Origin of the sequence: Nostoc sp. FACHB-152 (assembly GCF_014697475.1) — a bacterium.
Taxonomy (GTDB): domain Bacteria; phylum Cyanobacteriota; class Cyanobacteriia; order Cyanobacteriales; family Nostocaceae; genus Nostoc_B.
In genome coordinates this window covers 45,783-62,318 of sequence record NZ_JACJRV010000023.1, presented here as the reverse complement: position 1 = coordinate 62,318, position 16,536 = coordinate 45,783, and the positions used below count along the sequence as shown (strand labels likewise).

General features: G+C 40.4%; 8 protein-coding genes. All 8 read left to right on the top strand.

The window, feature by feature from the left end:
* Positions 1–63: 63 nt before the first annotated feature.
* Entirely contained in the window at positions 64–1,095 is a 1,032-nt protein-coding gene (locus H6G76_RS17530; RefSeq protein ID WP_190703108.1) for an iron ABC transporter permease, read from the top strand.
* Positions 1,092–2,132 carry an iron ABC transporter permease gene (locus tag H6G76_RS17525; protein ID WP_190703106.1) on the top strand — a complete coding sequence of 347 codons (1,041 nt, stop codon included), beginning with the start codon at positions 1,092–1,094 and terminating at the stop codon, positions 2,130–2,132. Before H6G76_RS17530 ends, H6G76_RS17525 begins: the two co-directional genes overlap by 4 nt.
* A gap of 18 nt (positions 2,133–2,150) precedes the next feature.
* Positions 2,151–2,948: an ABC transporter ATP-binding protein gene (locus H6G76_RS17520; protein WP_190703104.1), complete on the top strand. Its 798-nt coding sequence runs from the start codon at positions 2,151–2,153 to the stop codon at positions 2,946–2,948.
* 759 nt (positions 2,949–3,707) lie between these two features.
* Positions 3,708–6,335, top strand: coding sequence for a TonB-dependent siderophore receptor (locus H6G76_RS17515; RefSeq protein WP_190703102.1), 2,628 nt, complete (start codon positions 3,708–3,710; stop codon positions 6,333–6,335).
* Between the two features lie 23 nt (positions 6,336–6,358).
* Entirely contained in the window at positions 6,359–7,405 is a 1,047-nt protein-coding gene (locus tag H6G76_RS17510) for an iron-siderophore ABC transporter substrate-binding protein (RefSeq protein WP_190703100.1), read from the top strand.
* A 4-nt stretch (positions 7,406–7,409) separates the two neighbouring features.
* On the top strand, positions 7,410–7,805 hold the full coding sequence (locus H6G76_RS17505; RefSeq protein ID WP_190703098.1) for a DUF1636 family protein: 396 nt from the start codon (positions 7,410–7,412) through the stop codon (positions 7,803–7,805).
* Positions 7,806–7,982: 177 nt separating this feature from the next.
* Positions 7,983–9,323, top strand: coding sequence for an MFS transporter (locus H6G76_RS17500; RefSeq protein ID WP_242056438.1), 1,341 nt, complete (start codon positions 7,983–7,985; stop codon positions 9,321–9,323).
* A 567-nt stretch (positions 9,324–9,890) separates the two neighbouring features.
* On the top strand, positions 9,891–16,523 hold the full coding sequence (locus H6G76_RS17495; protein WP_190703094.1) for a non-ribosomal peptide synthetase: 6,633 nt from the start codon (positions 9,891–9,893) through the stop codon (positions 16,521–16,523).
* Positions 16,524–16,536: the final 13 nt, after the last annotated feature.

Below are 16,536 nucleotides of genomic sequence, written 5' to 3'. Positions count from 1 at the left end.
CAGCACCTTACACTCTGGCAAATTAGAGGGCAGAAAATAATTTTTTGATGCAACACAAAGAGAATGGCAAAAGCAACGACAACGTTACCTAGACGCATAAAAAAGCCACAAATATCACCTTTAGTAGGTCTGATTTTTGGGCTAATTCTTTTGCTAATCGTGTTAGTCTACAGCGTCACTCTCGGTGCAGCAGAAATATCTCTTGATGAGATTCTGGCATCCTTTGTTAGCTTTGACAGTTCCTATAATCATTTGGTAATTCAGACGGTGAGATTACCGCGATCGCTCATTGCTGTTTTTGTCGGATCAGCCTTAGCGGTTGCTGGAGCTTTAATGCAAGGTTTGACGCGCAACCCCTTAGCAGATCCAGGTATTTTAGGTATTGAGTCAGGCGCAGCACTGGCTGTAGTTGTAACAATATTTGTTTTTGGCAGTTCGTCGGTTAGTGTTTTAACACTTGTGGCCTTTGTAGGTGCAGGAGCCACCGCGATGTTAGTCTATTGTCTAGGCTCTTTGGGAAAAGGAGGAGCTACCCCACTCAATCTGACAGTGGCTGGTGCTGCTCTCACGGCTCTAATTTCTTCTCTCACCACTGCTATCCTTATCGTTAGTCAAAAGACATTAAATGAAATTAGATTTTGGTTAGCTGGTTCATTGTCTGGGCGCGATATCAATATACTCTTACAAGTTCTGCCTTTCGTTGTTATAGGATTAATAGTTGCTTTTGCCCTTGGTAGACAAATTACCACCATGAGTCTCGGTGAAGATGTGGCAAAAGGTTTAGGCCAACAAATAGCTTGGATAAAAATAATTACTGCTATCAGCGTCGTTTTACTGGCGGGAAGTTCAGTAGCTCTTGCAGGTCCAATCGGTTTTATTGGTTTGGTAGTTCCTCACATGGTGAGATTTTTTATTAAAGCTGATTACCGTTGGATTTTGCCTTATTCCGCAATTGTGGGGGCAGTTTTAGTCTTAATTGCAGATATTGTTGCGCGTGTATTACTCAAACCTCAGGAATTGCCTGTAGGTGTGATGACCGCACTTGTAGGCGCACCCTTCTTTGTATATCTAGCTAAGTCAAAGGTGAGAAAATGAAGGTTGATTGGCTAGTCATCCGTAACCCAACGCTATCTTTTCGGATAGACAAACGCGTACTACTCATGCTGCTATGTTTCGCAGGAGTCATTGTGGTGGCAATGGTGATGAATATCGGACGGGGTGAATATCCTATCTCGTCCTTAGATATTGTCAAAACTGTATTAGGGATAGATACAGGCAACCGGGATCATGCTTTCGTGATTTACAATCTACGCCTACCCCGTACCCTTGTTGCTTTCATGGTAGGGATGGCACTGGCTATTTCTGGCACTATCTTTCAAGGCATTACACGTAACCCATTAGCCGATCCCGGTATTATTGGCATCAATGCTGGGGCGAGTTTAGCAGCAGTAGCAGTAATTATCTTATTTCCTTCCGCACCAATTTACACCTTGCCTCTATCAGCCTTTGCTGGTGCTTTATTGATGGCTACTTTAATTTACTTGCTCGCTTGGAATAATGGTAGTTCTCCTGTTCTGTTCATTTTAATGGGCTTGGGTTTGTCTGCGATCGCCAGTGCTTTTACCAGCTTGTTGATTACCTTTGGCGAAATTTATAGTGTCACTGATGCTTTGGTGTGGTTAGCTGGTAGTATTTACGGACGCACCTGGGATCAAGTTTTATCTTTATTGCCTTGGTTGATAGTTTTTATGCCGATAGCATTGATATTAGCAAGGCATTTGAACACTTTAAATTTGGGAGATGATGTTGCCAAAGGTTTAGGTACTAATGTGGAATGGCTACGTGGTTTACTTGTGTTGGTAGGTGTAGCCTTAGCAGGTGCATCAGTCGCCACAGCTGGAATGATTGGCTTTGTGGGTTTAATTGCACCGCATATAGGAAGACAGTTAGTAGGCTCCAACCATGAAGGGTTGATTCCCACTGCCGCACTGTTGGGTGGATTTATTGTTGTCGTCGCAGATTTGTTAGGACGAATTTTGTTTGCACCTATCGAGATTCCCTGTGGGGTGGTGACTGCTGCTGTTGGCGCTCCTTATTTTCTCTATTTGTTAATTAGTAACCGCAAAAAATAAATCTGGAAAATATTAACTATGAAAGGACTATCAACCAAAGGACTGAGTTTAGCTTACGATGGTGTGCTAATCATTCGTGACTTGAATGTGGCAATCCCAACTGGACAAATTAGTGCTTTAGTTGGTGCTAATGGTTGCGGTAAATCAACTTTGTTGCGAGGTTTAGCAAGATTGCTCAAACCCTATGGCGGTGCAGTATATCTTGATGGAGAGTCTATTTTAAAGCTTTCCACCAAAGAATTAGCCCAACAGTTAAGCATCTTACCGCAAAGTCCAGTTGCACCAGAAGGGTTAACAGTACGAGATTTGGTAGCGCAAGGCCGTTATCCCTATCAAAATTGGTTGCAGCAATGGTCTGCCAAAGATGAAAAAATTGTTCAACAGGCACTCTTAATTACAGATTTATTGGAGTTGGCAGATAGAGCATTAGATACCTTATCTGGTGGACAGCGACAACGAGCTTGGATTGCAATGGCATTGGCACAGGATACAGATATTTTACTCTTGGATGAGCCGACTACTTTTTTAGATTTGGCGCATCAAATAGAAGTGTTGGATTTGTTGTATGAGTTGAACCAAACTCAGGACAGAACCATTGTGATGGTGCTACATGATTTAAATCAAGCTTGTCGTTATGCGGATTATCTGGTTGCTGTCAAGGAAGGCCGGATTTTTACTGCTGGCGAACCGAAGCAAGTAATGACTGAAGAGATGCTAAAAGAGGTTTTTGGATTAGAGTGCCGTGTTGTTGCTGACCCAGTTGTAGGAACACCAATGTGTATACCAATAGGGAGGAAGACAAGAAAAAGTTATTAGCAATAAAGTATCTAGCTGCTTAATTTATACAGTTATTTCTTTAGTACAGAATGATCAATAAACGCTGATCTAAACACATTAAATTAATTTTTGATAATAACCCCAAGCATAATACCTCTCAAGGGTCGTTATAGTTTTTTATTTCAAAAAATATACATTACAAATGCAAATTTAACAGTATTAGGATACCGAAAAGTTAAGCCTAAATTAGGAGTTGAAGCTTCTTTTTTCAGGGCTAAGTATTCTTATCGTTCCAGGCGATCGCATTCTACTTTGAGAATCACTATTTTATTTTCTACCATACGACTGCTTCACAGTAATATGTTTCCTGCAAAAACTCTAGCTTTCAAAAATGTATCAAGTTTATCTTTAACTAAGATTGATTTAAAAGATATTATCGTGTAATATTCATAATGAGAATAGTTAGCGATAATCCCATCTTTAAATGGCAGGTTTAATGATTTAAAGTCGCAAATATAAAAGTGATGCTTAGAACTTGATCAGCATTCATGTAAGTTTTGTCATCCAACCTCTAAAACCTATAAACATTAAGATGTACATAAACAGTTTTACTAGTGTGATTAGTATCAGGCGAAACGTACCTTATTTCACAAATTGAAAATATGTGCCATCTTTCCCTGATCGGAAGATAAAAAAGGTTGATGCGTGCAGCTATTACCATTAACCTATCAACTTGATAAATACTTTCAAATAACAAACAATTGCCGCAGCCTATTGGCAAGAATCCAAAGAGCAAAAATGAAGTCATATAAATTATCTCCAAGCGTGCTACTAACAAGTGCAATACCCTTGGTAGCTAGCTTTACTACCATCGCTGTTTTACTCTCAACTCCAGCCAAAGCTGATCAATTAGAAAAGGATAAAATCAGTAAAAATATTTCTCAACTGAGTGACATCGAAATTCCTGCCAAGAATGCTGATACTTTGGTACAGACACCAAACCAAGGAAATACTGTCATAGTCATAATTACAGGAGTAAAAGCAAATTCTACCGACAAAGGGCTAGAGGTCATTTTAGAAACCAGCCAAGGGGAAAAACTCCAAGTTACCAATCGCAGTACAGGGAATAATTTTATTGCAGATATTACTGGTGGGCAGTTGCAATTGCCGAATGGGGACAGTTTTACATATCGCTCAGAGAAACCAATACCAGGAATTACAGAGATAACAGTTGCGAATGTTGACGCAACCACTGTACGGTTAACGGTGGTAGGTGAGAAATCTTTACCTGCAATTGAGTTATTTGATGATAATGCAGGGTTGATTTTTGAAGTAGCATCACCAACAACAGCAGCACAACCGCCCCAAACACCACAAGCAGAGGAACAACCAACCACTGAGCTACCTCCAGAAGAACCCGCCGCACAGCAGGATGAACCGATTGAATTGGTGGTGACAGGAGAGCAAGACGGATACCGTGTACCGACTGCCTCAACTGCAACTAAAACCGATACACCTCTACGAGATATTCCCGGTTCGATTCAAGTGATCCCGCGTCGAATCTTAGAAGACCAAAAGACAACGCGCGTACAAGAGGCATTAGAAAACATCAGTGGTGTACGCAAACAAGGTAACTTCGGTGGCTCAGATGCCGGTGGATATAGAATTCGTGGTTTTGATCAAGATGGCAACTTCCGCAATGGATTTTCTGATAATGACTTTTACTCTTCGGTAGACACAGCAAATATTGATCGCATTGAGGTTCTTAAAGGGCCGGCTTCTGTTCTATTTGGTCAGGCTGAACCAGGAGGAATTGTCAATATTGTCACAAAACAACCCCTTAGTACTCCCTATTATTCGGCTGAATTTGATGTCGGCAATTATAGTTTCTATCGCCCTAGTTTTGATATTTCTGGGCCACTCACAGATGATGGTTCGGTGTTATATAGGCTGAATGTGGCTTATCAAAACGCTGGCAGTTTTAGAGATTACAACTTTACAGACCGTGTATTTGTTGCGCCTGTAATTACCTGGAATATCAGCGATCGCACTTCATTAACCTTCGACCTTGAATATCTCAACAATAGTTACCGCTTTGATCGTGGACTTCCTTCCATTGGCAATCGTCCCGCTCCCATCCCCATTAGTCGCTTCATCGGTCTGCCACAAAGTGTTTATGAGGATAGCAATTTGCGGGTTGGCTATAGATTGGAGCATGAATTTAGTAAAGACTGGCAACTTCGCAATGCTTTTTCTTTTGTCTCTGGTCGATTAGCAGGGGATTTTGCCATTGGTGGTAATGACCCAGTTGATAACCAATTTGCCCCAATATATATAGGCCGTGATAGTTTCTCACGAAAAATTTATACCCTACAAACAGAATTAGTCGGACGGTTCAAGACAGGAGCGATTATCCATCAACCTTTAATCGGCGTGGAATTAAGACGCACCACTTGGGAATATACCTCATTCGATGTGGCAGACCCCATACAGCTAGACATTTTCAATCCTAATTATGATGTTGATTTACCTGATATACCTGATGAACAAACTTTCGCTTACACAACTCGTAGAGATACTTTAGGGATTTACCTCCAAGATCAAATTACTTTTGCAGATAATCTCAAGGTCTTGATTGGTGGTCGCTTTGATGCCTTCCAACGAAAAGAAACAGGTTTTGCAGAAACAACAACTGAAGAATCTCTCAGTGCTTTCAGCCCCCGTGTTGGTATTGTTTATCAACCAGTTCAACCAATTTCTCTCTATGCTAGTTATTCTCAATCGTTTAAACCAGATCGATTTTTGGGGGGAACACCAGACGAACCCTTTAAGCCAACAAGAGGAACGCAGTACGAAGTTGGTATTAAGGCAGATATTAGCGAAAAACTTTCGGCAACTCTAGCGGCCTACGAAATTACCAAAACTAATGTTGTCACAGACGATCCCAACAATCCCGATCCCAATATCTTCATACAGGTGGGAGAACAGAGAAGTAGAGGTATTGAATTAGACATTGGCGGCGAAATTGTGCCAGGTTGGAATATCATTGCTTCTTACACCTACACCGATGCCATTACCTCAAAAGACAATACAATTCCTGTTGGCAATCGCATCGATAATGTACCCGAACACGCGGCTAGTTTGTGGACAACCTATGAATTGCAAAGTGGTGATTTAAAAGGTTTGGGCTTTGGTTTGGGACTTTACTATGTGGGAGATAGATACGCCGATTTGGAAAATACCAGCATTATGCCCAGCTATTTCCGAACAGATTCAGCTATTTTTTACAAACAGGATAACTGGAGGTTAGCACTAAATTTCCGCAACCTTTTCAACGAAACTTATTATGAGACATCTCAAGCCAGAAGTACAATCTACCCTGGCGCACCTTTTACTGTCATTGGATCGTTTTCAATTCAGTTCTAACCTTGATTTTTATTGAATCCACAATGTTCTGGGAAACTTGCTGCAAAGCGATCGCGCTCGTATATAAATATATTGGCTGGGTATTGCTGACAGCCTTTTTAATTACAGCTTGTCATAGTGGTAGTCCCCAAAACACGAGTTTAGAAAAAGGGCGATCGCTCTCTGCTGATTGTCGAGTGGTGGAACACGCAGTAGGAAAAACCAAGATTTGTGGTAAACCTCAAAAAATCGCGGTTCTCGAACCTAAGATGCTGAGTCTAGTGTTAGCACTCGATGTGCAGCCTGCTGCTTACGCTGATGCCTATTTAGTGCGATCGCCTCAATTCGACAACCCTAGTCAACAAATTCCCTACCTGGGTAATTTCGTCACTAGTCAACCGATTAATTTAGGAGATCGTTCCAGTCCCTCTCTAGAAAAGCTGACTTTACTTAAACCAGATTTAATTCTAGGCTTAAATTATCAAGATAATCAGTTATTCTCGGCGATCGCGCCCACTGTTTTAATAGATAGTGAGCAGAACTGGCAAGACAACATTAAAATTGTTGCCAAAGCACTGGATAGTCAGAAAAATATTTCTTCAATCATTACTTCACAACAGCAAAAAATAGCTCAAGTCCGTACTCAATTAGCCCCTCTCGTCAATACCCATCCGCGAGTGCTAAATCTTGCTTGCAGCCTCTCAATGGATTACATAGAGGTCATATCCCAAGGAAAGACAAATGAACTTCTGAAAAAAATAGGTTTTCAACCTGTATTTCTGCCAGATTTAGTCCAAAAACTAGGATTAAGACCGCAAATTAATCTGGAAACTTTGGGCCAAATAGATGCAGATATTATCATTATTAATACCTGGATAGACAATTGGAATGGTAAATCAGCTTACACCGTTCCCTTCCAACAATTAAAGCAAAAATGGGCTGCAAGTCCTATATTGCACAACTCAAGAGCATGGAAAGAAGGCAGAGTTTACTTTGTGGACTACACCCTCTGGAGTGATGTAATAGGCGCGCCTATAGCTAGTTATTTAATATTAGAACAATTACCTTCACTATTGCTTTTACCTACCTAAACTTATGTCTAAATATACTCTATTCGTTTGCACATCCTGTAACCATTCATCACAAGAATTAGCAGAAAATCAGCCTTATGAGGGCAGTATTTTACTTGACAAAATAACTACTTTATCAACTGATAAATTTCCAACAGAAGAATTAAAAATTCAGCCTGTAGAATGTTTGTGGAATTGTCGTGGTTGTGTTGTTGCTGTTTCTCACCCAGATAAGCCAACATATATGCTGGTTGATTTACCTGCTGAAGAGGAAAACGCCTCCGCATTACTAGAATTTATGCAGATGTATATTAATGATAGTCAGGGAGCAGTTAATTGGGACATACTTCCTAAACAGTTGGAATCTGCTTTTTGTGGCTGTATTCCTTCTGTCATGAACCAAGAAAATCCTGAATCTTAATTCACTACAATCCTATTTGATTTCTAAACTACTCGTGGGGATAGGTTTGGGGGAGTAAGTGAAAAAAATATCTGTTGATTAAAAGCTATATAAATTGAGAAACACCAAGTAATTTTCCTTAGAATAGACTTTGCGATCGCCTTTAATGCTGCCATAACTACGGTAACAGGAAATTAAATGTCACAATCATCAAATCACAGCAGTATGCGTAATTTTTTGACGATCTGGGCAGGGCAAATGGTTTCTACCATTGGTAGTAGTATGAGTAGCTTTGCGATCGCAATTTGGGCATGGGAAATTACAGGTAAGGCAACAACTCTAACTCTAGTGGGCTTTTTTGGCTTGCTGCCTAGTATAGTGATCGCTTCCATCAGTGGTGCAATTATTGACCGTTTCAATCGCAAATTACTAATGATGATGGGTGATACAGTAGCAGTCGTAATGACAGTCACAATGATGCTGTTGTATCTCACCAATCATTTGCAAATTTGGCATCTCTATCTTAGTAGTGCGATAGTCGGGACATTCAATCAATTCCAATCTTTAGCCTACTCTGCATCAGTATCATTGTTAGTCCCTAAAAAACATTACACCAGGGTTAGCAGTCTTGAATTTGTGTCAGGTTATGGAAGTAATATTATTGCTCCCGCCTTAGCAGGATATCTTTATCAAATTATTGGTTTATTGGGAATTTGGCTGATTGATATTTCTACCTTTGCGATCGCTATTAGTAGTTTATTGTATGCTCACATCCCTAAGCCACCAAAAACTAACGAACATCAAAATCCCACCCATATCTGGCAAGGTTTAGGATTTGGGCTGCGCTATATTTTAGTTCGTAAAAGCTTACTTGCGCTTTTAACAATCACCTTTTTGTTTCAGTTTGCTCATGATATTGGGGATTCCCTTTATTCAGCGATGATTTTATCTAGAACCGGTAATGATACTGTGATTTTGGGCAGTTTAGCGGCTGCGGCTGGTTTTGGCGGTGTCACCGGAGCAATTATTGTTAGTACCTGGGGTGGTTTTAAAAAGAAAATCAATGGGGTGTTATTGGGGATGATTGGCGCAGGATTAAGTAAAATTGTCTTTGGTTTGGGTCGAACGCCTTGGACTTGGATACCTGCACAGTTTTGCTCTTCTTTTAATTTCCCTTTCAAAGGGAGTTCTGATAACGCCATTTGGTTAGCTAAAGTTGATCCCAACGTTCAGGGACGGGTATTTGCAGCCCATTCACTAGTTATGCAATGTGGATCAGCAACAGCTTATCTGATCGCCGGGCCTTTAGCAGATAATATATTTGCCCCTGCATTAGCCACAGGCAATGGTTTTGCTGGGATTTTTGGAGAAATATTTGGCACTAACACAGGCGCGGCGATCGCACTGCTATATGTTATCTGTGCTGTGTGTATGTTATTGGTTGGGTGTGCTGGATTTTATATTACCCAACTGCGGGATGTGGAGAAAATTTTACCCGACCATGATGCTGAATACGCACAGTTTAATGGTGAAAAATAGAAATTTAGCGATCGCCTGTTGTTAAAAATAGGGTGTCGGATGTGGAGTGTAGGGGAAGAGAGAGTATTAAACCACCCTTGGGATACAAGCCCCGTATGAGTCAAGACGATAGCACCATCTGTTGGTTCCAAGCTCCAGATGGTGCTGTCTTTATTACCTCCTACCCTCTACACCCTGTCTCAACAGGACTTGGTCATATCTAAACATATATTAAAAAATTATCATAAACTTAATTTTCATAAAATCTACTCATTACTATTCTATTGCTTAATAGTATTAATTCTCGGTAAAGTAATTCAGTCTAAATAAAAATAACTCTCAATAATATTGAGAATTAATTGCATAAATGAGCATCAGCCTTCTAATTTCGGTATAAGCGGTGGTTGGCTAAACTAATCATCAATGGTCAAGACCTACAGCTAAGTAAACAAACAAATGCAAATTCAGTAATTGCAAGTTTATTTTTATTACGGTTGCAATTTGCCTAGATATTCAGGATTGATGACCGATTTTTCTTGGTGAGAGCGAAAACCAGCAGTTTATTAAGTGCATCTGTTGAAAATAAAAATGAGTCAACACAGCCATTCCTCTGTTCAAAGCCATCCTAGCTGTTTTACTGTTGTGGAACTCTTGCGTTTGAGAAGTTCTACCCAACCAAATCGAGATGCTTTTACATTTTTGTTAGATGGGGAAACAGAGCAAGCAACCCTAACCTATCAAGAATTAGATCGGCTAGCACGTCGAGTTGCAGCGCGGTTACAAGCATTGGGCTTAACAGGCGAACGGGCTTTACTGCTTTATCCGGCTGGATTAGATTTTTTAATTGCCTTTTTTGGTTGCTTATATGCAGGAGTTGTGGCGGTAACTGCATATCCTCCCAGAAATCAACGCAATACACCAAGAATAAAGGCAATTGCCACAGATGCACAAGCAGCGATCGCCCTAACAACTACGGAACTTTTCTCAACAGTCCAGTCTCTCATGACAGCAAAGACTGACACAAAATCATTGCAATGGCTCACTACTGATAATCTGACACAGGGCTTAGAAGATAGTTGGCAACAACCCAATATTGATCGAGATAGCCTAGCTTTTCTGCAATATACCTCCGGTTCCACAGGTACACCCAAGGGTGTGATGATTAGTCACGACAACCTCCTGCACAATGCTCAGACCACTTGCCAATTCATGGAGCATTCCGCAGATAGTAAATTTGTCACGTGGCTGCCTATGTACCATGATATGGGTCTCATCGGTGGTATATTGCAACCTTTATATGGGGGTTTTCCTTGCATTATCATGCCTCCGGCTGCCTTCCTCCAACGTCCATATCGATGGTTACAGGCAATTTCGCAATATCAGGGGACAACCAGTGGCGGCCCCAATTTTGCTTATGATTTATGCGTGCAGAAAATCACTCCTGAACAAAAAGCAACTCTTGACCTGAGTAGCTGGAGTGTAGCATTTAATGGTGCTGAACCGATTCGTCACGAAACCTTGGAGAGGTTTGCAGAAGCGTTTGCAGAATGCGGCTTCCGTAAAGAGGCGTTCTATCCATGTTACGGCATGGCGGAAACCACCCTCATGGTCTCAGGTGTAGATAAAGCTACCGCACCATTAGTCAAAGCAATTGAGAAATCTGCCTTAGAATGCAATCGAGTTGTAGAATTAGCGGTTGCAGATGAGAATGCATCTCATTTTGTCAGTTGTGGTCGAGTCATCCCACAACAAAAAGTAGTCATTACCAATCCAGACACGCTTAAGGCTTGTCAACCTGATGAAATTGGCGAAATTTGGGTATCAGGATTGAGTGTTGGGCAAGGTTATTGGCATCGGGAGGAAGAGACAGAAGAGACATTCCGCGCTTCTTTAGCAGATACAAAAGAAGGGCCTTTCCTGCGGACGGGAGATTTAGGCTTTTTGCAGGATGGAGAGTTATTTATTACAGGTAGAGCTAAAGATTTAATTATCATTAGAGGGCGCAATCTTTACCCACAAGATATAGAATTAACCTCTGAACGCAGTCATCCATCTTTACGTGCTAGTGCTAGTGCTGCATTTACAGTTGAAGTTGACAATGAAGAAAAGCTAGTAATCGTACAAGAATTAGAATTTCGCGCCAAACCGGATTTAGAAGAAGTAGTAAATGCAATTCGTCAAGCGGTTACTGAAAAGCATGAAGTACAAGTTTATGCAGTAGTTTTAATTAAACCAGGAAGTATACCCAAAACTTCTAGTGGTAAGATTCAGCGACGTGCAACTCGTGTCCAGTTTCTTGCGGGTGAGTTAGCAGTAATTGAAAGTAGTATTTTAAACGATAAATTAAGTATTGATTTTGAGTCTGATCATCACGATGATTTGCGGCGTGAGGTGCTTCTAGCTGCAAAATCAGAAAATCATCAGCAACTTTTAGAAGCTTATCTGCATCAGGTGTTAGCGCAGATTTTAAAAGTAGAGCCATCACAATTCAACTCCCAGCAATCGTTGAATACTCTGGGGTTAGATTCGATTATGGCAATTGATTTACAGAACTGTATTGAAACTAATTTTGGCGTACAAATACCCGCAGTGAATTTTCTCGATGGTATTAGTATTGCTCAATTGGCGATGCAGGTAAGCGAACAACTCAAAGAGGAAAAAGCGATCGCCTTACCGACCATATCACGAGTTGACACTAATATTGACGAATATCCTCTTTCCTTTGCTCAACAACGTTTATGGTTCTTTGACCAGTTAGAACCAGGTAACCCATTTTATAATATGGCGATCGCGGCAAAATTAACTGGCTCTGTGAACCTTGCTGTACTAGAACAAAGTTTGAATGCAATTATCCAACGTCACGCAGTATTACGGACTAGCTTTACCAATAGAAGAGGAAAAGCTCTGCAAGTTATTGCTCCTAGTTTGACTGTCAGTATACCGATAATTGACTTAGAGAGGTTAGAAACAACTGAGCAAACAGCAGCTTTAGACAGATTAATACGTTTAGAAGCACGACAAGCTTTTGATTTAACCAGTGGATCTTTACTACGCTGTACCCTCGTCAGACTCCATCCGAAAGAGCATATTCTACTGCTGACAATTCATCATATTGCTGCGGATGGTTGGTCTATGGGAGTCTTTCTCCAAGAACTTGCAGCATTTTATGAAGCCTTTTCGACAGGAAAACCCCCAGCACTGACTGAACTTCCTATCCAATACACAGATTTTGCTGTTTGGCAACGCAACTGGCTGCAAGGAGATGTATTAAACTCCCAACTCAGATATTGGGAGCAGCAATTAAGTAAACCTTTGCCAATATTAGATTTACCTACAGATTATTCCCGCCCACCAATCCAAAGTTTTATCGGTAACAAGCGAGAATTTGCCTTATCCAAGTCTTTAACCGAAGCCTTGAAAACCCTCTCACGCCAAGAGGGAGTAACATTATTTATGACGCTCTTAGCAGGGTTTAAACTTTTACTCTATCGTTATAGCGGTCAGTCGGATATTTTAGTTGGTTCACCTGTTGCTAACCGCAACCATAAAGACGTACAACCACTAATTGGCTGCTTCGTCAATACATTGGCGTTGCGAACAAATCTCAGTGGAAATCCAACATTTACACAATTACTCAAGCAAATTCGGGAAGTCACCTTAGGCGCATACTCTCATCAAGATTTACCTTTTGACCAACTAGTAGAAGCGATACAACCAGAACGAGACTTGAGTAGACATCCCCTATTCCAAGTGTGGTTTGCGCTGCACAATACACCACTACCAGCGTTGCAAGTCGCAGATATCACTTTAACTCGGTTGACTGTGGATGTGGGAACAGTACAGCTTGACTTGAGTTTCGATATGGAAGAAACTCCCCAAGGGCTGATTGGTTGGATTGAGTATAGTACAGACTTGTTTAATGCTGATACTATTAATCGGATGATTGGGCATTTTACAACGTTGTTAGAAAGCATTGTCCAAAATCCAGAACAAACTATCGCCAACGTGCCAATGTTGACGATAGCCGAACAACAAGAGTTACTGATTAATTGGAATCATACTCACAATAATAATTGGCAAAATAAATGCTTGCATGAGTTATTTGAGGAGCAGGTAGCCAAGACACCAGATACTTTTGCAGTCGTATTTGAACAAGAAAAAATCACATATCATCAACTGAATCAACGAGCTAATAAACTCGCGCACCACTTACGAAAACTAGGGGTAAAACCTGAAGTTTTGGTAGGAATTTGTGTAGAACGCTCTTTAGAGATGATAGTGGGGATTTTAGCAATTCTCAAAGCTAGTGGTGCATATCTACCCCTAGATCCAACCTACCCTCAAGAGCGTCTGGAGTTTATGCTCCATGATACTCAAGTAGCGGTTTTATTAACTCAAGAAAAACTGTATCAAGAGTTAGGTTTACATAGTAAGGCTACAGTTGTTTATCTCGATATTTGGCAGGTAAATACTCAAAAAAACCAACTAAATCCTATTAATCAAGCCTTACCCTCTAACCTTGCTTATGTACTATATACCTCCGGTTCTACAGGACAAAGTAAAGGCGTTTGCTGTCATCATTCGGGAGTAGTTAATTTATTAGCAGATTTTACAAATAGACAGCAAATTCAAGCTGGTGATGCTTGTAGTTTGTGGACAAGCCTCAATTTTGATGTTTCGGTGTATGAAATATTTTCTGCACTGTTAGCAGGAGGAACTCTACATATTGTTCCTGAAGTTATCCGTTCTGATGGTAGCAACTTTGCAAATTGGCTAGAGGTTCATCAAATCAAGAGTGCTTATGTCCCTCCTTTTCATCTTCAAGCACTTTCTGATTGGTTGTCAGGAAAGTCACAAAAACTAGCCTTGCAGAGGTTACTTGTAGGTGTAGAACCTATACCTGAAAATCTATTAATTTCAATCCAAAAGCAAATTCCGGGATTGCAAATTATCAATGGTTATGGCCCTACAGAAGCCACGATTTGCACTACTCTGTATGATTTTAATCTAGAAAATTCTGCTAATAGGAAAACACCAATTGGTCGTCCGGTACAAAATACAAAAATTTATCTGTTGGATGAGAACTTACAACCTGTTCCTGTGGGAATTCCTGGAGAAATATACATTGCTGGTGTCGGGTTGGCGCGAGGATATTTAAATCGTCCTGATTTAACCGCCGAAAGATTCCTACCCAATCCCTTCAGTCATCAACCGGGAGACTATCTATATAAAACAGGCGATCGCGCTAAATATCTTCCTGATGGTAATCTAGAAGTCTTGGGACGATTAGATAGCCAAATTAAGTTCCGTGGTTTCCGCGTGGAATTAGGGGAAATTGAGTCAGTTTTGCGACAAAACCCTCTGGTAAAAGATGCTGTTGTTTTACTGCGAGAAGATATTCCTGGCGAACAGCGATTAGTAGCTTACTTAGTTGCAAAGCAAAATCATCCTCATCTTGATACCGAAATATCTACAACCGCAGAAGTTGAATATTTGTCCCAAATTCAAACCGTTTATGATCAATTTTATAGTTGGGAATTTTCTCCCTCTGACCCTTCAATTAATTTAAGAGTTTGGAAAAGTAGCTACACCGAACAGCCATTACCAGAGTCAGAAATTCTCGAAAGTGTAGATTGTACTGTCAAGCGAATTTTGGCTTTACAACCTCAGCAGGTGTTAGAAATTGGCTGCGGTACAGGTTTAATTTTGTCGAGAGTTGCACCTCATTGCGAACATTACAATGGGATGGATATTTCCGAGGTAGCATTACAATATCTGGAACAGCAGTTAGACAAAAACCAGCCACAATTGTTATCTAAGGTCAAACTGATACAAGGAATGGCGCATGACCTAACGAACATTGCACCGCCAGAAATAGACACAGTTATTCTCAATGAAATTATTCAGAATTTTCCTAGCATTGATTATTTAGTCGATGTTTTGAAAAAGGTAGTTAATCTCGTTAAATCTGGGGGTCAAATTTTTATTGGTGGCGTTCGCAGTTTACCACTTTTAGCAGCTTTTCATGCCTCTGTGCAACTACATCGCGCACCCGATTCTCTGACTGTAGACAAGTTTAAGCAACGAGTCCAGGATTATCTTGCTGCTGATAATGAACTAGTGATTGACCCAGCTTTATTTACGGCTATTAAGCAACATATCCCTCAAATTAGTCATGTACAAATTCAACTCAAGGGGGGTCGATATAATAACGAGTTAACTAAGTTTAAATACGATGTTATTCTCTATGTAGATACTCCCGTTGAAACAATACAAAACATACCTTCTATAGATTGGCAGGAAGAGCAATTAAATATAGCTGAAATTCGTCAGTTGCTTGTAGATAGAGAGCCAGAATATTGCAGAGTAGAGAAAGTTTCTAATCCGCGTTTATTCAAAGAAATTCAAATTTTGCAATGGATGGTAACGGCTGAATCATCACAAACAATTAGCAATCTGCAAAAAACTTTTCTAGATTCTCCTACCCAGGGATTAGAACCTGAAGACCTCTGGCAACTAAGTCAAGAAATACCATACGCTGTAGAAATTATTTGGTCTGATGCGGGTGCAAACGGTTGTTATGATGTAATATTTAAACAGCAAACTCAGACTACTGCTGATGATAAAATAACGACTTTTGCAGAATTACAAGTAATAGAAAATATCCGACCTTGGCAAGAATACGGCAATCTGCGATCGCAACCTACAGATCCTCAAAAGTTAATACCTCAATTACGCGGTTTTTTGAAGGAAAAATTACCCGTTTATATGTTGCCTAGCAGCTATGTATTATTAGATAAGTTACCTTTACTACCTAATGGTAAAATTGATAAGCGATCTCTCCCACACCCAGAAAATTCTCGTGTTGATTTGGGCATTGCTTATGTACCTCCGCAAACTCAAGTTGAACAAAGAATTGCAGCGATTTGGCAAGAGATATTGCAGGTAGATAAAATTGGTATTCATGACAATTTCTTTGACCTTGGTGGTAATTCCTTACTGATTGTGCAGTTGCATAACGAAATACGCGAAAGTTTTGGACGCGAGTTATCGGTTGTAGAACTATTTCAATACCCAACAATTAGCAAATTATCAGAGCATTTTCATCAACAAAATACTGGAGAAGCTGCTTTTAATTTGATTCATAATCGAGCGCAGAAACAGAAGCAAGCTTTAAATCGCCAAAAGAATTTGATGCAGAGAAAAGACAAAAATAATTGATGCGAGAGTAGGC